Source organism: Sphingomonas sp. Leaf5, from assembly GCF_001421155.1.
Lineage (GTDB): Bacteria > Pseudomonadota > Alphaproteobacteria > Sphingomonadales > Sphingomonadaceae > Sphingomonas.
This window is the reverse complement of sequence record NZ_LMJZ01000006.1, coordinates 213,267-235,461: the sequence shown is the minus strand read 5'-3', so window position 1 is coordinate 235,461 and position 22,195 is coordinate 213,267. Positions and strand designations below refer to the sequence as shown.

Annotated in this window: 10 protein-coding genes; 6 read left to right on the top strand and 4 right to left on the bottom strand. The window is 66.3% G+C overall.

Annotated elements, in window-relative coordinates; translation table 11 throughout:
• The first annotated feature begins 6 nt into the window (after window positions 1–6).
• The 5 genes from ASE50_RS07020 (at window position 7) to ASE50_RS07000 (ending at window position 10,975) form a co-directional block, all read left to right on the top strand.
• Window positions 7–1,257, top strand: coding sequence for an arsenic transporter (locus ASE50_RS07020; protein ID WP_056397605.1), 1,251 nt, complete (start codon window positions 7–9; stop codon window positions 1,255–1,257).
• Window positions 1,258–1,571: 314 nt separating this feature from the next.
• Window positions 1,572–4,688 carry a TonB-dependent receptor gene (locus tag ASE50_RS07015; RefSeq protein WP_056397603.1) on the top strand — a complete coding sequence of 1,039 codons (3,117 nt, stop codon included), beginning with the start codon at window positions 1,572–1,574 and terminating at the stop codon, window positions 4,686–4,688.
• 109 nt (window positions 4,689–4,797) lie between these two features.
• Window positions 4,798–6,300: a tryptophan halogenase family protein gene (locus ASE50_RS07010; protein ID WP_056397600.1), complete on the top strand. Its 1,503-nt coding sequence runs from the start codon at window positions 4,798–4,800 to the stop codon at window positions 6,298–6,300.
• Complete coding sequence (locus ASE50_RS07005) at window positions 6,297–7,598, top strand: sugar porter family MFS transporter (protein ID WP_056397597.1); 1,302 nt, start codon at window positions 6,297–6,299, stop codon at window positions 7,596–7,598. The genes ASE50_RS07010 and ASE50_RS07005 overlap by 4 nt, the downstream gene beginning before the upstream one ends.
• Window positions 7,595–10,975: a glycosyl hydrolase 2 galactose-binding domain-containing protein gene (locus ASE50_RS07000; RefSeq protein WP_082438863.1), complete on the top strand. Its 3,381-nt coding sequence runs from the start codon at window positions 7,595–7,597 to the stop codon at window positions 10,973–10,975. The genes ASE50_RS07005 and ASE50_RS07000 overlap by 4 nt, the downstream gene beginning before the upstream one ends.
• A gap of 147 nt (window positions 10,976–11,122) precedes the next feature.
• On the opposite strand, the gene ASE50_RS06995 is transcribed toward ASE50_RS07000, so the two are convergent.
• A complete protein-coding gene (locus ASE50_RS06995) occupies window positions 11,123–13,528 on the bottom strand; it encodes a TonB-dependent receptor domain-containing protein (protein ID WP_056397594.1) in 2,406 nt (801 codons plus the stop codon).
• A 284-nt stretch (window positions 13,529–13,812) separates the two neighbouring features.
• Here ASE50_RS06995 and ASE50_RS06990 point away from each other — a divergent pair, with 284 nt between their 5' ends.
• Window positions 13,813–17,469 (top strand): lamin tail domain-containing protein, encoded by a 3,657-nt coding sequence (locus tag ASE50_RS06990; protein ID WP_162236173.1) that lies wholly within the window; start codon window positions 13,813–13,815, stop codon window positions 17,467–17,469.
• 47 nt (window positions 17,470–17,516) lie between these two features.
• On the opposite strand, the gene ASE50_RS06985 is transcribed toward ASE50_RS06990, so the two are convergent.
• From ASE50_RS06985 to ASE50_RS06975, 3 genes are all read right to left on the bottom strand, one after another.
• Window positions 17,517–18,455 carry a glycerophosphodiester phosphodiesterase family protein gene (locus ASE50_RS06985; protein WP_056397588.1) on the bottom strand — a complete coding sequence of 313 codons (939 nt, stop codon included), beginning with the start codon at window positions 18,453–18,455 and terminating at the stop codon, window positions 17,517–17,519.
• Window positions 18,449–20,962 carry a TonB-dependent receptor gene (locus ASE50_RS06980; protein ID WP_056397585.1) on the bottom strand — a complete coding sequence of 838 codons (2,514 nt, stop codon included), beginning with the start codon at window positions 20,960–20,962 and terminating at the stop codon, window positions 18,449–18,451. The genes ASE50_RS06985 and ASE50_RS06980 overlap by 7 nt, the downstream gene beginning before the upstream one ends.
• A gap of 75 nt (window positions 20,963–21,037) precedes the next feature.
• On the bottom strand, window positions 21,038–22,180 hold the full coding sequence (locus ASE50_RS06975) for an ROK family transcriptional regulator (RefSeq protein ID WP_082438872.1): 1,143 nt from the start codon (window positions 22,178–22,180) through the stop codon (window positions 21,038–21,040).
• Window positions 22,181–22,195 lie beyond the last annotated feature (15 nt).

Sequence of the window (22,195 nt, the reverse complement as noted above, 5' to 3'; positions counted from 1 at the left end):
CCATCGGTGATCCTTGCTACCGGGGCGATATGGGGAATCTGCGCTGCCGCGACCGCGGCGGTGATCGCGCGGCCGTTCCGCTGGCCCGAGGCGATCTGGGCACTGGCCGGGGCGGCGCTGCTGCTGCTGCTCGGTCTGATCCCGCTATCGGCGGCGCTGACGGCGGTGGCGAAGGGCGGCGACGTCTATCTGTTCCTGATCGGGATGATGCTGCTCAGCGAAGTCGCCCGTGCCGAAGGGCTGTTCGACTGGGTGGCGGCGACCGCCGCGATCCATGCGCGCGGATCGACCACGCGGCTGTTCGCGCTGGTCTATGTCACCGGCATCGTTACTACCACCTTCCTGTCGAACGATGCGACCGCCGTCGTCCTGACCCCGGCGGTCTATGCCGCCGCGAAAAAGGCGAAGGCCGATCCCCTGCCGCTGTTGTTCGCGTGCGCGCTGATCGCCAATGCCGCCAGCTTCGTCCTGCCGATCTCCAATCCCGCCAATCTCGTGTTGTACGGGGGCCGGATGCCGCCGCTGGGGCAGTGGTTCGCGTCGTTCGCGCTCCCCTCGCTGGCGGCGATCGGGGTGACGTTCGTCGTCCTGCGCTGGCTGGAGCGCGACCGGCTGGCGGGGACGTGTACCAGCAACGTCGAGCGCGCGCCGCTGACCGCCGGCGGCAAGGCGGCGTTCGTCGGGATCGTCGCCACGGCGGCGGTGCTGCTGGTGGTATCGGCGCTCGACATCGAACTGGGATTGCCGACCGCGATCGCCGGGATCGTCACGACGCTGGTGGTATGCGCCATCGCGCGCAATTCGCCGGTCATGTTGCTGCGCGACGTGTCATGGAGCGTCCTGCCGCTGGTCGCCGGGCTGTTCGTGCTGGTCGAGGCGCTGGACCTGACCGGAGTGATCGGACAGGTCGCCGCCGCGCTGCGTACCGCGTCGGCCGATCCGGTATCGGCGGCTGCGGCGTCGGGCACGATCCTCGCCTTCGCATCGAACCTGATGAACAACCTGCCCGCCGGGCTGGTCGCCAGCACCGCCGTCGCACAGGCACAGCCGCCGCGACTGGTGGTCGATGCGCTGCTGATCGGGGTCGACCTCGGCCCCAATCTGTCGATCACCGGCAGTCTGGCGACGATCCTGTGGTTGCAGGCGATCCGGCGCGAGGGCGAGGATGTCGGTTTCTGGCGCTTCCTGAAAATCGGTGCGGTGGCGATGCCGCTGGCCTTGTTCGCGGCGCTGGGTACGCGGATCCTGCTGGGATAGCTGCGCAAGCGATCCCGTACGGTTCAGGCGGGATCGACCTTTATTCGAATCTCCGGCGATATTGCTCCCCTCCCTGACAAGGGAGGGTTGGGGGTGGGTCGGTCCGTTGGCGGACGGCACCTCCCCTCGCGGGCCAACCCACCCCCCGCCCCTCCCTTGTCAGGGAGGGGAGTAAGGTGATTGCGTCCGACCAAGGTCGATCCGGACTCGCGGAACGGCGGCGTTCCTGCATTGACAACGCATCCCTTAAACAATAGCAAATTTGTTAATTAATAGGGGCCGCACGATAACGGCCCGATCCATGGGGAGGCTCTATGCGCCGTACTTCGCTCTCGATCGTTCGTCCGATGTTGCTCGCGGCGGTATCCGCCTTCGCCTTGCCATCGGCGGGTTGGGCACAGACCGCTACCGGCAATGCCCCGGATGCCTCCGCCGTTCCCGCCGACGGGGCGGCCGCTCCCCAACAGGTCGAAGGTCCGGGCGAAGAAATCGTCGTCACCGGCATCCGCGCATCGCAGGCCCGATCGGTCGAGATCAAGCGCAACGCCGCCAGCGTGGTCGAGGCGATCAGCGCGCAGGATATCGGCAAGCTGCCCGACGTCACCATCTCCGATTCGCTGCAACGCATCCCCGGCGTCCAGATCCGCCGCGAGGCGGGCGAAGGCGGCGCGATCAACGTCCGCGGCCTGCCGCAGGTCACCACGCTGATGAACGGCGAGCAGTTCCTCGGCGCCAATTCGGTGACGACGGTACAGCCGAACTTCACCGACATCCCGTCGCAGCTGTTCTCCGGCGCGACCGTGTTCAAGTCGCCTACGGCGTCGCTGCAACAGGCGGGTCTGTCGGGGACCGTAGACCTGCTGACCCGCCGGCCGATGGACCTGAAGAAGGGGCTGACGCTGTCGGCCGCCGCCGAAGGGCAATATGGCGACCGGACCGAAAAATGGAGCCCGTCGGCCAACGGCCTGATCGCCTATCATGGCGAGCGGTTCGGCGTGCTGGTGTCGGCGGCGTATAGCGACCTGACGCTCGGCAACAGCTTCCGCGGCATTCAGGATTACGGCGTCGCGTTCAACACCGAAGCCGGCAGCGATGCGGTGCTGAACCGCGACGGTTCGGTCACGCCCGCGAACCCCGGCAATTTCGCGGTCGGCAACAACGGCGTCAGCCGCGGCCGGCCGATCCGCAATTCCGCCGGCAGCCTGTTGGGCTATGACGTCAACGGCGATGGCGACGTCAACGACGCGTTCATCACGCCGCAGTCGCACACCGCGTGGAACCGCATCACCAATCGCGAGCGCTTCGGTGCCAACGCGTCGTTGCAGTTCGAGATCAACGATGCGCTGAAGCTGACCGCCGACGGCTTCTACACCCGCCAGACGCAATATGACCGCACCGCCGGTTTCCAGTTCCAGAATGTCGACTGGCTGTCGTCGCCGTTCCTGCCGACCAAGTCGCGCGATACCGGCGCGGTGTCGCCCAACGGCTACAACGTCAATACGGTGCAGGAATACAGCTACAGCCTGCCCAGCTTCGACAGCTATTCGGAAACCTTCCGTACGAAGAGCGAATCGCAGAATTACAATGTCCAGCTCGACTGGCAGCCGAGCGAACAGTTCAAGGGCACCGTTCGCGGTATCTATGGCAAGGCATCGCGCAAGCGCGATCAGGCCTATACCCAGTTCAGCCTGACCAACGGCACGCAATGGGCCTATAACGGCGTCGGCAACTATCCGGCATCGGTTGGTGGCGACCGCCAGTTCAATCCGACCGGCTACCAGATCTACAGCCAGGCCGCGACCGTCGACTATTCGAGCGGCGCGCCGGTGTTCGGCTTTTCGCCCGCTTTCCTCGCGCAGGCATCGGACCCGTCGCGCTACGGGCTGAAGACGATCTCGTCGGAGGGCAACCAGTATCAGAATGGCGACCTGTGGGCGGTGCGCGCCGATGGAGAATATACCGCCGACAACGGCGTGAAGCTGTCGTTCGGTGGCCGCTATGGCGAACGCAGCGTCGATCAGTTCACCTTCGACCGCGTCTCGCCCTTCTATGCCGGCAACACCGACAATGCCGCCAATCCGGCGGGCGGTTGCCTGGTCAAGTGGAAGGCGTTCGACGTCAACCTGAACGACAACAAGTGCGCGGTGCGCGATGCGCAGGGCAATGCCTATACCGCGGGCTATACCCGGCAAGCGAACGACCCGGTCTTTGCCGGCCTGATCAAGCAATATGCCCTGCCCGCCGGCGGCACGCCCGCGCTCTACGCGCTCGACCCGCACGCGATGGACGACAGCGAGGCGTGGCAGAACAAATTCTATCCGGGCAGCCAGAATCTGGTCAATCCGGCCGACAGCTTCACGGTCAACGTCCGCCAGATTTCGGGCTATGGCCAAGTGTCGGGCGAAGGCGAGCTGTTCGGCATGCCGTTCCGCGCCAATGGCGGCCTGCAGGTGGTCAATACCCGGCTGAACGTGCGGCAGAACATCGTCGGCGCGCCGCAGCCGTACGGCGTGTCGGGCGTCGATGCCGGCGACGTCGTGACGCAGCGTGAATTCACCGATTTCCTGCCCGCGTTCAACGTCGCGTTCGACGTGACCGACAAGCTGCGCGCGCGCGCCGCCTTCTCGAAGACGATGACGGTGCTCGACTTCCTGCAATGGGGCGGCGGTCTGAACGTCAACTACGCGATCAATACGCAGGTGAACCCGGCCCGGTTCGAGGCGCGCACCGCCGATTCGCGCGGCAATCCGAACCTGAACCCGTGGCGCGCGACCAATGCCGAGGCGAGCCTCGAATATTATACCGGGCGCTCCAGCCTGCTGGCGGTCGGTGCGTTCTACATCTCGGTCGACAGCTTCATCACCACCACCACCGAAACCCGCAGCGACATTCCCGACAATGACGGCGTGATCCGTCGCCCGGTCGTCACCAACACCCTGGCACAGGGCGAGGGCGGTACGCTCAAGGGGATCGAGGCGTCGGCGCGCCAGTCGCTCGCCGATTACGGCGTGGGCGGGCTGTTCGGCGGGTTCGGCGTCGATGCCAACTATACGCTGTCGCTGGGCGATGCGGGGCAGGTCGATCTGGCCGGCAACAAGATGCCGTTCCAGGACAACAGCAAGCATCAGGTAAACGCCGCCTTGTGGTTCGAGAAATACGGATTGCAGGCGCGCGTCGCCTACAACTTCCGGTCGAAGCGGCTCGCCTCGTCCAACTATGGCGGCATCCCGGGGCTGGCCCAGTATCAGGAACCGACCAGCTATCTCGACGCGTCGATCGCCTATGACCTGACCCCGCACTTCAGCATCTATGGCCAGGCATCGAACCTGACCGGCGAGACCGAACGCTATTACCTCACGTGGCAGGATCAGGTGTTCAACGAGAATATCTACGAGCGTCGCTTCATCGCCGGCGTCCGCGCCAAGTTCTGAACGCGTCGGGGAGGGTCTGGCCCCTCCCAGCCTGCCCCGGCCATGCCGGGGTGACGTCCGCGGCGTTGGGCGATAGCATGGCATCGCGGAACGGGGACGAGGGGGACGGATGCCGAACGAGCCGGTTCGATCGATCGTCATCGTCGGCGGGGGCACCGCCGGATGGATGGCCGCGACCTATCTGGCGCGGCGGCTGACCCATCTGAACCTGTCGATCACCGTCGTCGACAGCGCCGCGATCGGTACGGTCGGCGTGGGCGAGGCGACGGTGCCCGCAATCCGCGACTTCCTGTCGGCGATCGAACTGGGCGAGCCCGACGTGCTGCGCGAGACCGGCGGCACGATCAAATACGGCATCCGCTTCGACGGATGGGGTGGCGAGGGACATCGGTTCTTCCACCCGTTCGGCCTGTACGGCGTCGGCGCGCAGGGCGTCGCCTTCCATCACTATTGGCTGAAACTGAACGCCGCGGGCCGCGCCGGGCCGCTGGCGGACTATTGCCTCGCAACGCAACTGGCCCGCAACGGGCTGTTCCTGCCGCCCGCCGACCAGCCCGCCAACGATCTGGGCGTGTTCAACTTCGCGCTGCATTTCGATGCCGCCGCCTTTGCCGCGATGCTGCGTCGCCTCGCGCTCGCCAACCGCGTCGCGCATGTCGACGGGCGGATCGGGGCGGTCGCGACCGATCCGGCGCGCGGTCACGTCACCGGGGTCACGCTCGACGATGGGCGCACGATCGAGGGCGACCTGTGGATCGACGCATCGGGGTTTCGCAGCCTGTTACTGGGCGACGCGCTGGGCGCGCCTTATATCGACTGGCGCCACTGGCTGCCGTGCGACCGCGCCATCGCCATTCCCTGCACGGCGGCACCGGGCGATCCCACCCCCTATACCGTCGCCACCGCCCGCAAGGCCGGCTGGCAATGGCGCATTCCGCTTCGCCACCGCATCGGCAACGGATCGGTGTATTGCAGCGCGTTCCAGTCGGACGGCGATGCCGAGAACGCGCTGCTCGCCACGCTCGAAGGGGCACCGCTGGCCGATCCCAACCGACTGCGCTTCACGACCGGTCACCGGGAGCGGTTCTGGAGCGGCAACGTCATCGGCCTCGGCCTTGCCTCGGGCTTCCTCGAACCGCTCGAATCGACCAGCATCTCGCTGATCCAGTCGGGGCTCGAGCGGCTCGTCGCGCTGTTCCCCGATCGCGACTGCGACCCGCGCCTTGCCGCGACCTATAACCGGCAATCGGTGCTGGAATTCGAACGGCTGCGCGACTTCCTGTTCCTTCATTATCTTGCCAACGGTCGCAATGAACCGTTCTGGCAGGCCATCCGCGCGGTCGAACCGCCAGAACCCTTGCAGATCAAGCTGGACGCCTGGCGTTCGGGAGGAGAATTTGTGCGAAACGAGTGGGATACGTTCCAGGACCCGAGCTGGTTGAGCCTGTATGCCGGGTTCGGCGACCTGCCCGCCCGCCATTCGCCGCTGGCCGATGCGATCGATGAGGACACGCTGGCCGACAGTTTCGCCCGGATGCGCGAGGCGATCGGCAAGACGCTGGCCCATGCCGAACCGCATGGCCGCTTCCTCGCCCGGGTGACCGGCGCATGAGCGGCGCGACCCACACTCGCGCCGTGGTCGCGATGAGTCTCGGCGGACTGTTGTTCGGGTTCGACACTGCCGTCATCTCGGGCGTGACCGACGCGCTGCGCAGCAACTACGCCCTGTCCGAAGCGGGCCTCGGCCTCGCCGTCTCCGCCGCCTTGTGGGGCACGCTGGTTGGCGCGTTGTTCAGCGGCGCGCCGGGCGACCGCTGGGGCAGCCTTGCCGTGCTGCGCGTCGTAGGGCTGCTCTATGTCGTGTCGGCGGTCGGTTGCGCCATCGCCACCACGCTGACCGGCTTCATCGCGTTCCGCGTGCTCGGCGGCCTCGCCATCGGCGCATCGTCGGTGCTGGTCCCGGTCTATATCGCCGAAATCAGTTCGGCGAAGCGACGCGGGCTGCTCGTCGGGCTGTTCCAGTTCAACATCGTGGCGGGCATCCTGATCGCCTATCTCAGCAATTATCTGGTCGCGCAGGCGGTCGCCCCCGATCTGGCGTGGCGGTGGAAGCTGGGCGTGGCGGCGGTCCCGGCCGCGCTGTTCCTGATCCTGCTGACCGGATTGCCGCAAAGCCCGCGCTGGCTGACCGCCCGCGGACGCGGCGACGAAGCGGCCCGCGCGGCGGCACGGCTCGGCCTCGACGCGATTCCGCCTGCGACAAGCGGCGGCACGGGGCGGCTCGACTGGCGCGTGCATCGGATGCCGATCCTGCTCGCCATCGCCATCGGGCTGTTCAACCAGCTGTCGGGGATCAACGCGATCCTCTATTACCTCAACGACATCTTTGCCGCCGCGGGCTTCACCGGCGTGTCCGGCGATATGCAGGCGATCGCCATCGGTGCCGCCAACCTGATCGCGACCGTCATCGGCATGGGCGTGATCGACCGGGTCGGACGCAAGCCGTTGCTGATCGGTGGCGGCATCGTCACCGCCGTCGCCCTGGGCGGCGTCGCGCTGGTCTATATGGGACAAGCATCGCCCGCCCTGCTGCTGCCGCTGCTGATCCTGTTCATCGCCGCCTTCGCCATGTCGCAGGGGGCGGTGATCTGGGTCTATCTCAGCGAAATCTTCCCGACCGACGTCCGTGCCCGCGGACAGGCGATCGGCAGCGCGACCCACTGGGTCGCCAATGCCGTCCTGTCGTTCGCCTTCCCGCTGGTGGCGCATTGGGACCGAGCGCTGCCCTTCTGGGGCTTTGCCGCCGCGATGCTGGTGCAGGCGCTGCTGGTCTGGCGCTTCTTCCCCGAAACCCGTGGCCGCGATCTTGAAGCGATCAGCGCCGACCTGACGAAAAGGACTTCTGCATGAAACTGGGCATGATCGCCGCGCTGCTGGGCAGCGTCGCCATGGCGGGGGTCGCCGGCGCACAAGTCCCGGTCAATGGCGGGCCGTATAATGCCAGCTTCCTGACCGGCGGGATCGGGATCGAACGCCCGGTCGCCGGACCGGTGACACAGGCCGGGGCACCGTACAGCGTGACGTTGTGGATCAAAGCCGACGCGCGACAGGCGGGCATGGTGCCGCTGGTCGCGCTGGGCGAGGCGCGGGTCGTGGCACTGAACGACGGGCGGCTGACGCTGAACGACGGGGCGACGACGCTGACCGGCCCGGCCATCGCGCCCGGCCGCTGGACGCAGGTCGCGGCGGTATCCGACGGCACCCGCGCGACCCTGTATGTCGACGGTCGCCGCGTCGCGACCGGTACGGCCCGTTCCGCCGCGACCAACGGCGTCCTTCACGTCGCGCGCGCGGTGCCCGGCCGTCCGCATTTCGGCGGTACGCTGGTCGGCGTCACGCTGGATGACCGCGCGCTGTCGCCCGCCGCCATCGCCGCGATGCCGCGCCCCGACTTCGCCAATGTCCAGCTGTGGGAGGTCGGCGTCACTTGGCCTTTCCAGAAAACGGCCAATATCGGCCAGACCCAGCAGCAGGACGCATGGACCCTGCCGCAGTCGAAGGGCGATGCGTACAGCGCGCCGGTCGCCAAACCGCTGCCGACCGCGCCCACCGTGCAGGCGACGGCACCGGGCCGGTGGCAGATCAATGGCTGGCAACTCGCCGCCGCCCCCGATGTCACCGGCGACGGCGCGGCGCTGTCGCGGCCGGGCACTCCCAAGGGGGCGTGGCGCGCGGCGACGGTGCCGGGCACCGTGCTCCAGACGCTGGTCGATCGCGGCGTCTATCCTGACCCCTATTACGGCCTGAACAACCTCAAAATCCCCGAAAAACTGGCACGGCAGAATTACTGGTACCGCACCCGCTTCACCGTGCCGGCCGAGGCTGCCGGCAAGAAGCTGACGATCGTGTTCGGCGGCATCAACTACGCCGCCGACATCTGGGCCAATGGCGTGAAGCTGGGAGCCACGCGCGGCGCGTTCATCCGCGGCCAGTTCGATTACGTGCCCGTCGCGGGCGAGAACGTGATCGCGGTACGGGTATCGCCGCCGCCACATCCCGGCATTCCGCACGAACAATCGGTCAGCGCCGGCGTCGGCGAAAATGGCGGGCAGCTGGCGATCGACGGCCCGACCTTCGTCGCGACCGAGGGGTGGGACTGGATTCCCGGCATCCGCGACCGCAACACCGGGCTGTGGCGGCCGGTCGAGCTGGTCGCCCATGGCGCGGTCCGCATCCTCGACCCGCATGTCGTAACCGACCTGCCGCTGCCGCGCACCGACCGCGCCAATGTCCATGTCACCGTGCCGATCGACAATAGCGGGCCGGCGGGACCGGTGACGGTCAAGGTCGCGTTCGAAGGGGTGTCGGTCGAACGGACCGTGACCGCGCCGACCGGACGCAGCGAGGTCCGCTTCACCCCCGCCGACTTCCCGGCGCTGACCGTCGCCAACCCCAAATTATGGTGGCCCAATGGCTATGGCGAACCGCATCTCTACCACGCGACCTATCAGGTCAGTGACGCGAACGGCGTGTCGGATAGCAAGGCGCAGCGCTTCGGCATCCGCGAGGTCAGCTACGACCTGTCGCTGTTCGATGCGGCGGGCGCGCTGCGCCGGGTCAACGTCCAGACCACCGATGGCGGGCTTGCCGGGCAGAAGCTGATCGACGTCCGCCACGCCGCGATCAAGCAGACGCCGACCGGCTGGGCGGAATCGCTGACCCCGGCGGGTGAGGTGTCGAAGGCGGTGACGACGATCACCGAAACGCTGCCCGAACCGCATCTGACCATCCGCGTGAACGGGGTGCGGATCGCCGCGCGCGGCGGCAATTGGGGCATGGACGACGCGATGAAGCGCGTCAGCTACGACTGGCTCAGCCCGTTCTTCCGCCTCCAGCGCGAGGCGCATATGAACGTCATCCGCAACTGGATGGGCAACAATACCGAGGACGAGTTCTACGATCTGGCCGACGAGAACGGCATGATGGTCCTGAACGATTTCTGGCAATCGACCCAGAATTTCCAGATCGAGCCGGACGATGCCGCGCTGTTCCTCGCCAATGCCCGCGACACGATCGCCCGCTATCGCAACCACCCCAGCATCATCCTGTGGTTCGGCCGCAACGAAGGCGTCCCCTATCCGACGCTGAACGAGGGGCTGGACGATGCCGTGTTCCAGCTCGACGGTACCCGCTGGTTCACCGGGTCGTCGAACGTCGTGAATCTGCAGGGGTCGGGGCCGTATAACTACCGTGCGCCGGTCGGCTATTTCACCGATCTCGCCACCGGTTTCTCCGTGGAGACCGGCACGCCGTCGCTGTCGACGGCGGAATCGGTCGCGTCCTATGTCCCTGCCGCCGATCGCTGGCCGCTAGGCGACGTGCTGGCCTATCACGACTGGCATTTCGGCGGGAATGGCGACACCAAGACGTTCATGCAGACGCTGGCCACGATGTTCGGGACGGCCAAGGACTTCGCCGATTTCGAGCGCAAGGCGCAGATGATGAACCTCGAAACGCACAAGGCGATGTACGAGGGGTTCCTCGGCCACCTGTGGACGAAGAATAGCGGCCGGTTGCTATGGATGACGCATCCGGCATGGCCGTCGAACGCGTGGCAGATCTATTCATGGGACTATGACACCCACGCCGCCTATTATGGCGCGAAGAAAGCCGTCGAACCGCTACACGTCCAGCTGAACCTGCCGGGCAACGAACTGGTCGTGCTCAACACGACCCGGGGCGATGCGAAGGGGCTGACCGCGCGCGTGCGGGTCGTCGGGCTGGACAATGCCGAATTGTTCGCGCGGTCCGAACGGGTCGATGCGCTGGCCAATCGCGCGACGCCGCTGGCCGCCGTGCCGCTCGACACGCTCTATGCGACGCATCCGGTGGTGCTGGTGCGGCTGACCCTGTCCGATGCGGCCGGCAAGCCCGTTTCGGACAATTTCTACTGGCGCGGGCGCGATACCGCTTCCTATCAGGCGCTGAACGCGCTCGCCCCGGCGACGCTGACGGCACGGATGGCGGCACCGGTAGTCGACGGCGGCGACCGGATGGTCGCGGTGACGCTGTCCAACGACGGCCCGGTCGCCGCGCTGAACACCAAATTGACGCTGCTCGACCGCAACGGGCAGCGTATCCTCCCCGCCTTCTACGACGACAACTACGTTTCCCTCCTTCCGAAGGAAACCCGCACCATCACCATCCGCTACCCCGCGACACTGGCCGCGCAGCCGGTCGTGACCTTGCGCGGATGGAACGTCGCGGAAACGAAGGTGCCGCAGTGAAAGGATAATTTCCGCGTTGCCGGTTTCCACAACCGGCAGCGGACCGGGCAGGGCGGCATCGCTGTCGTGGGCACTCTTCCCGACGGTGCGGTTCGCGACGATGCACCATCGACCGCCGCTCGCCGAGCGACGGCCGATGGCAACGGATCAGAAGCCCCGGCGCAGCGTAACGAACCACTGGCGCGGCGCACCGGCCAGCAGCGTCTGGTTGTCGCCCGAGGCGGTATAGCCGTTGGTGCCGACCGTCGAGATATAGGCGCGATCGGTCAGGTTGGTGACGCTTCCTTCGATCGCGACGCCTTCCAACACGCCGCCTAGCCCGGTCAGCCGGTATCCGATGCTGGCATCGAGCAACACCCGCGCGCCGACCGACTGGTCGTTCAGATAGGTGAAGTAGCGTTTCGACATGTAATCGCCGCCGACCCGCGCGAAGAAGCGGTCGTCGTCATAGGCGATTTCGCCCTTGGCCATATGTTCGGGCGTGTCGACCACGGTCCGGCCCGCGATCGGCTGTACCACCGTGCCCGCCGCGTTGCGGACGTCGTTCTGATACGTCGCCTTGTTATACGAGTAGCTGGCGAACAGCGTCAGCGGCGACGCGAGGCGATAGGTCGCGGCGAGTTCGGCACCATAGCTTTCGACGCTGCCGGCATTGTTCAGCGTTGGCGGGTTGCCGATGATCCCCGCCCCGTTCGCAAAGGTCAGCAGCCGGTTCGAGAAATCGACGTAATAGCCGACCGCCGACAACTGTAACCCGCCCGAGCGCAGACGCGCCCCGCCCTCGACCGTCTTCGACGTTTCGGGCTTCAAGGTCGAACGGATCGCGTTGAACCCGTTCTGGGTCGTCGCGAACGGACCAGTCGTCGCCGACGACACGAACGCCCGCAGATTTTCGGTGTAGCTCGCGAACAATTCCGCCCCGCCGCCCACGCGGAACAGCGCCGAGACCTGCGGCAGGAACCAGTCCCGCGCCTGGATGTCGCCGACGACCAGCGTCCCGGTGCGCAGGTTCGCCGAATTGCGCACGCGCAATCCCTTCCATCCGCCGTTGAGCGTCAGTGCGCCGAGGTCGAGCGTATCGGCGACGTGATATTGCAGCGTTTCGGTATCGTATTTGCCGTCCCATTGCGTGCGGTACGGGTTGCTCTGGAACTGGCGCGCCGTGCGGTTCGGCGTGGCGGCGTCGTTCATGCCGTAGAAGCGGCGCGCCTGTTCGAACGTATTCGTTTCGTACCACAATCCGACTTCGATCCGGTTCGCGCCGGTGGTCAGCGCCATGCGGGTCTGATTGCCGGCGCGATCGATGCCATATTCGGTAGTGCGGAAACCGAGTGGCGAGGTAAGGCCGGCGGTCGAGGTCGACGATACCGGCAATGCCGACCCGTCCGGCCCCGCAGCCCCCGCCGGTGTAGGCGAATAGGGCGTGATCCACGATCCCTGCCCCTTGTTGTGATGATAATAGCTGGTCGACACCAGCGACAATTCGGGCGTGAGCCGCGCATCGAAGGTCAGACCGCCCAGCCAGTCGCGCCGCAACCCGGCGGCGTCGTAATAGGCGTCGTCGACGGTGCCGAACCCGGTCGGAAAGGCGAAGCCGGCTCCGGTCCATGGCGCGGTGAAGCCCGCCGTCGATCCGTTGTTGGCGGCAGAATAGGCACTGCGCGCCGCCTGATTCTGGTACACCCGGCCGATCTGCAGCGCGAGCGGATAGTCGTCCGAGATATTGTCGGCGCGCAGGCCGCGCCGGGCGATGATGTCGTAGCTCAGATCCTGATAGTCGTTTTCGCGCCGGTCGGAGAAGTTGAGGAACGTGGTGATGCTGCCACGGGTGTCGATCTCCTTCACCAGCTTGGCATTGGCCTGATGCTGGCGCTGGACGCCGACGCCCTTCCACTTGTCGCTGGTCAGATAGCCATAAGACAGATAGCCCATCAGCCCGCCGCCGAGGTCGCCGGTGTCGATCCGGGTAAAGGCGCGGATCGTATCGTTACTGCCATAGGTGCCCGACGCGACGATATCGGCAGTGTCGGACGGCTTGCGGCTGACAAATTCCAGCGTACCGCCCAGATTGCTGGTCGATGTGGTGCCCAGCGCACCCGCCCCCTGCGCAACCGTCGTCGTCGCGATGTTTTCGGACAGGATCGCGCGGCTGATATGCAGGCCGTTGACGTTGCCATAGCTCATGTCGCCCAGCGGCACGCCGTCCAGCGTGAACCCCAGCTGGTTCTGATTGAACCCGCGCAGCGAGATGCGCGTCGACCATTCATAGGCACCGAACGCATCGGCCGACTGGAAATTGACGCCCGGCAGCTTGGCGGCCGCCTTCAGCGGCGACGTCCCCGGCGTCAGCCGTTCCATGTCGATCGCCGAAATCGTCTGCACCTGCCGCGTCTGGCCAAAGCCGAGCACGACGATTTCCTCGCCTTCCGCCGGTGCCGCTTCATCGACCTCGGGGGCGGCGACAGGTGCGACGACCACGCGTTCCTGGCCGTACGCGGTGCCTGTCATGAGTGCGAGTGGCGCTGCGCCAACCAACCAGATGCGTGCCGTCATGATAACCCCCTGCGACGTTCTGAACTGCCGTCCTGTCGGGGGGCGCTTGCGACGGTATCGTGAAGTACGTGCGACGGTTCGGCGACCAATCGATGACAATGCGCCGCCAAATGGCTGCAGGGTACGTTCGGGCTCCAAACCGGGCGGCCGGTCAGAATTCGGCAGGTACAATCGATTATTAACCATCTGTCACGTTGTCGCAACGAACCTGTAATTCATCTGCCATGCGCAACGGGCAGCCTGATGCGCGAAGGCGGCCGGGGCCGCACCATCGCATGCGGGGAATGTCGGGTATGGATCTGTCGAAATATGTCCGGGTCGGACGCTACGACCTGCCCGAACCCACCCGCACCACCGCCCCCGCCGGCAACGTGCTGGGACAGGAAGCCTCGGGCGTCGCCTATAACTGGGACACCGACACGCTGTTCATCATCGGCGACGGCGGGCGTTCGATCACCGAAGTGAGCAAGTCGGGCAAGCTGGTCAGCACGATGACGCTGGGTGCAGGCAACAGTCCGCAGGGCACCGCCTTCTACGATCCCGAAGGCATTACCTATATCGGCAACGGCCAGTTCGTGTTCACCGAGGAACGCGATCGCAACGCCGTGCTCATCACCTATGAAGCGGGCGCGACCAAGACGCGCGCCGATGCGCAGGTCGTCAACCTCGGCACCTTCGTCAACAATATCGGTCTGGAGGGTCTGAGCTACGACCCGCTGACCAAGGGCTTCATCTTCGTCAAGGAAGCCGGACCGATCGGCGTGTTCCAGACGACGCTCGACTTCGCCAACAACACCGCCAGCAACGGGTCGGCGACGACCGAAAATGCGACGAACCTGTTCGATCCGGCGCTGCTCGGCCTGTCCGACGTCGCCGACGTGTTCGCGCTGTCGAACATCCCTTCGCTGGCCGGCACCGCCGAGGCGGACAACCTCCTCATCATCAGCCAGGAAGAGGGCAAGATCGTGAAGGTCGATCGCGCTGGCAACATCCTGAGCGAACTGGTCATCCAGACCGATGCCGGCAATCCGCTGGGCGTCGCCGATCAGCAGCATGAGGGGATCACCGTCGATCGCAACGGCTTCATCTATGTCGTCAACGAAAATGGCGGCGGCGATGCCGATCATCCGCAACTCTGGGTCTATGCCCCGGCCGACTTCCCCAATGCCGCGCCGAGCGCGATCACGCTCGGCAATGCGCTGTCCGCGATCGAGGAAAACAGCGGCACCGCCCGCCGGGTGAAGGTCGCCGACGTGCTGGTCGCCGACGACGGCATCGGCGTGAACCAGTTGGCGGTCACCGGAGCCGACGCCGCCTTCTTCGAAGTCGATTCCACCGGCTTGTATCTGAAGGCCGGCACGAAACTCGATTACGAGACCAAGACCAGCTATGCGGTCACCGTCACCGTCGATGATCCCAATGTCGGCAGCGCGGTCGATGCCAGCGTCGATTATGTGCTGAACGTCACCGACATCGCCAACGAAGTCGTCAAGCCGACGCTGTTCATCTCCGAAATCGCGCCATGGTCGAGCAGCAACAGCCCGGTCGCCGCCGACTGGTTCGAAGTCACCAATAACGGCGACGTCGCGATCGACCTCACCGGATGGAAGGTCGACGATAATTCGGCGCAATTCAGCAACGCCCGCGCGCTGACCGGCATCGCCCGGATCGGTGCGGGGGAATCGGTCATCTTCTTCGAAACCGCCGATCTGGCCGCGACGCAGGTGGCGTTCGTCGATGCATGGTTCGGGGGCAAGGCCCCGGCAGGACTGCAATTCGGTGCCTATACCGGGTCGGGCGTCGGCCTGAGCAGCAACGGCGATCAGGTCAATCTCTACGACACCACCGGCGAAGTGCGCGCCAGCGTCAGCTTCGGCGCATCGCCCGCCGCCAGCCCGTTCGCGACCTTCAACAACGCCGCCGCGATCAACAATGGCGACGTCGCCACGCTGAGCGAAGCCGGACGGAATGGCGCGGTCGCGGTCGGCAGCGGGAGCAGCGCCGCGATCGGGTCGCCCGGCACGGTCGGCAAGCTGTTCGTATCGGAAGTCGCGCCTTGGGCAAGCGGCGACAGCCCGGTCGGTGCCGACTGGTTCGAAGTCACCAACTCGACCGGTCTCGCCATCGACCTGACCGGGTGGAAGGTCGACGACAATTCGCAGTCACCGATCGCAGCCGTCGCCCTGACCGGCGTCGATGCGATCGCCGCGGGGGAATCGGTCATCTTCGTTAACGGCGGCGCGATCGAGGTTCAGGCGTTCGTCACCACATGGTTCGGCGGCACGCTGCCCGATGGCGTCCGGATCGGGACCTATACCGGATCGGGCATCGGGCTGAGCACCGGCGGCGATCAGGTCAACCTGTACGACGCGGGCAATATGCTGCGTGCCAGCGTCAGCTTCGGCCAGTCGACCGGCCGCCCGTCGCTCGCAACGTTCGACAACGCCGCCGGACTGACCGGCCCGATCGCGCAGACCAGCACCATCGGCACCAACGGCGCCTATCAGGTGACGACCGTCAACGGCACCGAAACCGGATCGCCCGGATCGATCCGCACGGCGATCGACGACAGCAATGCCGCACCGACCGCCATCGCGCTCGCCAACGCGCTGGACGGCATCGACGAAAACACCGGCACGCTGACCCGGATCAAGGTCGCCGACATCGCCATTACCGACGATGGACGCGGCACCAATGCGCTGGGCCTGACCGGCAGCGACGCGGCCTTTTTCGAAGTCGACGCCAACGGCCTGTATCTGAAGGCCGGCACCAGTCTCGATTACGAGAGCAAGACCAGCTATGCCGTGACCGTCACTGTCGACGACCCGACCGTGGGCGCGACGCCTGACGCCGCCACCGACTATGTGCTGAACGTCCGCGACATCGCCAACGAAGGCAGCGGCCCGGCAATCCGCATCACCGAAGTCGCGCCATGGGCCAGCGGTGACAGCCCGGTGCGTGCCGACTGGTTCGAACTCACCAACTTCTCCGATGCCACGGTCGATATCACCGGATGGCGCGTCGATGATGATTCGAACAGCTTCGCCGCGTCGGTCGCGCTGGGCGGCGTGACCAGCATCGCCGCCGGCCAGTCGGTAATTTTCCTCCAGACTACCGACCTTGCCGCGACCGCAAAGACCTTCGTCGACACGTGGTTCGCCGGACAGGCACCGGCCGGGCTGACTTTCGGCAGCTATACCGGGTCGGGCATCGGATTGAGCGGCGGCGGTGACGCGGTCGTCCTGTTCGACGCCGCCAGGCGGGTCGCGGCCAACGTCACCTTCGGCGCGTCGACCGGCGTGCCCGCGCTGGCGACGTTCGACAATGCGGCGGGGCTGAACAATGCCCGCCTGACGACGATCGCCACCGCCGGCATCGACGGCGCGTTCACGATTCCCGGCAGCACCGGCAACAGCGAAACCGGATCGCCGGGCTATATCGCGCCATCGCAGATCGTCGGCGGGGCCGGCAACGATGTGCTGAACGGGACCGTCCTTGCCGATTTGATGATGGGCGGCGCGGGCAACGACACGCTGTCGGGCATGGCCGGCAACGACCGTCTGGTCGGCGAGGCCGGATCGGACACGATGCGCGGCGGCGCGGGGGCCGATGCGTTCTTCTTTTCGGTCGACGACAACAGCCTGTCGCGGGCCCGGACACAGACGCTCGACCGCATCCTCGACTTCTCGGCGCAGGACGTGCTGGTCACCGACGTCGCGCTGTTCGACAGCGACGACAACGGCATCGTCACTTTCGGCCGCAACAAGCTGCTCGACCTGACCGGCGGCGGACAGGTCAGCATCATCGGCGATAATGGCAAGCGCGTCCTCGCGCTCGAATTCGACGGCATATGGCGCGATGAAGCAACCGGCATCGACCATTATGTCTACAGCCTGGTCGGGTCCGCCGCCGGGGTCGCCACCCTCGACCTGACCGCCTGACGCATCGCCGGGGGATCGGAAGCACGCGCCGCCGATCCCCCGGTTCCTTACCGTCGGGCGCGCACCTGCCGCCAGACCAGCAGCGCGTCGACCGCATCGGTCTGGATCAGGCGGACCCCGCTATCCGCCAGTCGTCCCCAGACCGCCTCGGGATCGCGCGCCGCGACCGCATCGCCGCCCAGCCCGGTCACGAACCCTTCGAACAGGGTGTTGACCCAGACGGCCATGCCCGCTTGACGGGCGGCGGCGACGCTGGCCGGCAGGCTCGCGAGCGGCATCCGCGGCAGTTCGACCGCAAGCGGCTTACGCCGCGCACCCGCCTGTTGGCGGATGATCGCCGGCACGTCGGCGGCGGCCGGATCGCCGGTGATCGGGATCGGCGCGAACGGCACCCGGTCAAAGGGTGGCATCGCGGCCAGCGGCGGCGAACCGATCCCTGCAAAGGTCTTCACGATCACCCGGTCGGCCGCACCCGCTCGCACCACCGCATCGACCACCTCGCCATAGATCGCGTCCTTCACGTCGAGGTTCAGGACGATCCGCCCCTTTGCCAGCGCCAGCAGTTCGTCGAGGGTCGGCACTCGTTCGTCGGTGAGCGCGGTCCCCGCCCCGCCTTCGTCGTCGCGCAGGCGCAGCGCGCGGATCTGCGCAAGGGTCAGGTCGGCGACCTTCCCCGTGCCATCGGTCGTCCGGTCGACGCTGTCGTCATGGATCATGACCAGATAGCCGTCGCGGGTGCGGCGCACATCGGTTTCCATCACCTCGACGCCCAGCGCCGCACAGCGCAGCAGCCCGGCGCGCGAATTTTCGGGAAGCGTTCCGGCCATCCCGCGCGTCGGCGCGGCGGCATGACAGCCGCGATGGGCGATGGCGATGATGCCGCCCCTGGGATCGGCGATCCGACGGATCGTATCGACCGGCCCCGCCTGTGCCGCCGAAGCGACGACACAGGCAAGGACGATGGCGAGCAGCGGACGGATCACCATTTGCGGCTCACGATCAGGCGGAAGTTGCGCCCGAACAGCGGCCGGCCGAAGATCGCGGTCGGCACGCCCTGACCGAACCGGTCGCCCGCCGTATTGCCTTCGGTAAAGCCATGCGCGTTGGTGATGTTGTCGCCCACGATCTGGACCTGCCAGTCGCCGTTGCTGACCGTCCCGCCCAACCCGAACGCGCCATAAGCGGGCAGCGCGGTGCTGTTGAAGAAGTCGGTATAGCGCCGCCCGACATAGTCATAGCGTCCATAGACGCTGACCGCTGCGCCGCCCACGTCGAGGTCGATGGTCGGCCGTACGTTCAGGAACAACTTCGGTTCGCGGATGATCTGCTTGCCGCTCGCCCGGCTGCCATCGGCACCGGTATTGCTGCTGAAGTTCAGATAGCGCGGGTCCTGGAACGTCACCGACCCGGCCAGCGAGAAGGGTCCGGTCAGGCGCAACTGCCCATCGGCCTCCAGCCCCTTGGTCTCGGCGGTGCCGATGAAGTTCGTCACCTGATCGGCGCGGCCCGTCGCCGGGTTGAACGCCGCGAAGCTGGCGTTCAGCGGATCGAAGCGGGTGTAGAAGCCGGTGACGTAGAGATAGGAGCGCCCGGCGGCGAACTTCACGCCCGCCTCGTACAGCTTGGCCTTGGTCGCGACGATCGCCGCCACCGGATAGTTCAGCGCGATGGTCGTGTTGGGCGGCACCTCCAGCTGCGACGCGCGGAGATACGCGCCGATATTGCCGGTTGCGTCGTAATTGGCCCCGACCGTCCAGTTGGTCGCCTGCTGCTTCAACCGCAACGTACCGATCGCGCCGGTGAACCCGCGCGTGGCATTGTCGGCCAGCGTGGTGGCGTCGCCCAGATTATAGCTCGACGTCAGCCGGCCGAACCCGTCATAGCTATACCATTCGTGACGCAGGCCGGCATCGATCCGCAGCCGGTCGGTCACGTCCCACGTGTCGGTGCCGTACAGCGCGACCAGCTGACCATCGGTCGCACCGCCGCCTAGCGTCGCGGCATTCGCCAGCGCGCCATTGTCGGTGACATAGCCCAGCACCGCGCCCGTCGCGCTATAGGCGGCAAGGTCCAGCGTGCGCGGCCGCGATTTCACCTCAACCAGCAGGTTCTGGTACGCGTTGAACGTCTTCTGACCCCAGAAAGAGGTATAGACCCCGGCACGCAGATCGTGCGCACCGATCGCGGTTTCCAGCTTGCGCGTGACCGACAGGTCGCCCTGCGTCGAATGGAAATCCGTTTCGACCGAACGATATTGCGCCTGCATTACCAGGCCGGAATCGGCGGCGGGGTTATAGGCGGTCTGTCCGCCCGTACCGGCGACGCTGTAGCCGAGGCGGCTGACGTTCGCACCGAATGCGGTGGTCGCCGCTGCGCGGAAATTATTGGCGAACGTCGTCGCATCGACCGGGTTCGACGTCGAATAGAAAGCGTCGAAATGCAGCTTGCCCTGCGTCACGCCACCCTTGGCCGACACGTGCCAGTCGCCGACATCGCCTTCGTAATTCAGCGCGACGTTCCCGAATTGCAGATGCCGCCCATTGGCCAGATCGCCGCGCTGGTTCTGCAACACGCCGGCACCATCGCGATACTTGATGTTCACCTGCCGCAGCGACGGGCTGTTCAGCGTACCGGTGAAATAGTCGATATACTTGTCGAGGCTGACCGAGGGATCGCGCGGATCGGCGGTCGGGATCGACAGATAGAACAGGTTGTGATCGTTGGTGTATTGCCCCGACAGCTTCACGAACCCATTGGCCAGATCATGACGGATGTTCGCCCGGATCTGCCCGCCGCGATCGGACGGAAAGCCGGAGTCGCGATAGCCGTCATGATGGCGCAGGAAGCCGCCGATGGCGTAATAGGTGTCCTTCGAAATCGGTCCCGCCTGATATGCGTCGAGGCGGTACAGCCCGGTATCGCCCAGCGTCAGCTGCGCCTTGCCACGCGTCGTCGCGCTGCCGGTCACGGTGATGACGTTGGCGATCGCGGCCGCGGTGCTGGCATAGATCGGTGCCGGACCGCCGCGAACGACCTCGATCCGGTCGGTCATCAGGTCGAGCCGGTTCATGCCGTCGCCCTGATTGAAGAAGAAGCCGTCCAGTTCTTGGAACAACGGCAACCCGTCCTGCTGATAATAGAGGAAACCGCGATCGGTCGGGATGCCGCGCACGCGGGTGATGTTCTGCACCTCGCCGCCGGTCGCCTCGGCATGGATGCCCGGCAACGTCCCGATCAGGTCGGTCGTGCTCTTGGGCGCGATTTTCTGAATATCGGTCTGGCTCAGCGAATTGACCGCATAGGATACGTCGAAGCGCCGCTGCTGCCGCGCCGATCCGGTGACGATGATGTCCGATGCCGGTGCGTCCGTGGATTCCACGGTTTCGGCAGTCGGCGTCGTATCGCGCGCGGTCTGCGTGGTTTGCGCGATGGCCGGACTGGCGATGGCAAGCAGCGCGACGTACGCGACGCCGCCCAGGAATTTGGTGTGCATGGATGGAAGCCCCCTGTGGTTTCGTTGAGGAGCCCTTGGCGGCACTGCGTGACAGTTTTATTTGCTTACACGCAATTAAATCACAGCCTGGTGGGACGTGATCGAGTGGATCGGGATCATCGCCGCGCCGATCACCACCGCCTTGCTGCCGATGGTGGACGCGAGCACGGGCGGCAGGGTCGCCCGATACTTGTCGCCGCGACGGCGGCCGATCGCGTTTAGCCCATCGGCGATGCGGCGCAGCAGCGGCAGCGGCAATGCGCCCGACACGATGATCGCGCCGGGATCGAGCCAGACGATGCCGCTCAGTACGGCCAGGTCGAGCTGCTCGATCACCCGGTCGGTCCAGCGGTCGATGATCGCACGATGCGTCGCCATCAATCCGTCGATGTCGGCCAGCGAATCGACCTCGACACCCTCCGCACGCAGGGTCCGCAGCAGATCGATGCCCGATGGCCGGTCGCCATGACCGGGAAACAGCCGCCCGACCTCGCCGGCATTGCCATGTTCGCCGAGGAACAGGTCGCGCTCGGCGATCAATCCGCCGCCGACGCCATGCCCCAGAAACAGGGTCAGGACCGATCGATAGCGACCGATGATACCGTCCTGATAATATTCGGCCAGCCCGGCGACGCTGGCGTCGTTCTCGATCCACACCGGCATGCCCAGTACGTCGCCGATGATCTCGGCCAGCGGAACGTCGTCCCACCCCGCCACGCGATCGACGACGGCGCGACGATTGCGGTCGCCCGACAGGGCATAGCCTGGAACGGCGACCCCCATGCCCAGAAACTGGCCGCGCATGAATCCGTGCGCCGCCGCCAGCGCCTGCAGCCGCGCCTCGACGGCGCGGGCGAACACGCGGGGGTCGGGACTGTCGAACGGCGTCGTATCGTGTACCAGCGGCCGGCCGCGAAAATCGACCAGCACCAGTTCCAGCCAACCGGGATGCGGCGTCGCGCCGATCGCCCAGCCGCCGCGTCCCGACACGGTCAGCGGCACCAACGGCCGCCCCCGCGCCACCGCCTCGGGGGATTCGCGTTCCTCGATCAAGCCGAGCGCCAGCAGCGATTGGGTCAGCCGGGTCACCGTCGCGCCGTTCATCCCCAGCACCTGCGCCAGTCGCGTCCGCGGGGCGGTCCCCTCGATCCGCAACTGGATCAGGACCCGGCGTTGCGGTTCGCTGAGCGGGATGGGCGGGCGGTGCGGACGCGACATGATGCGGATGATATA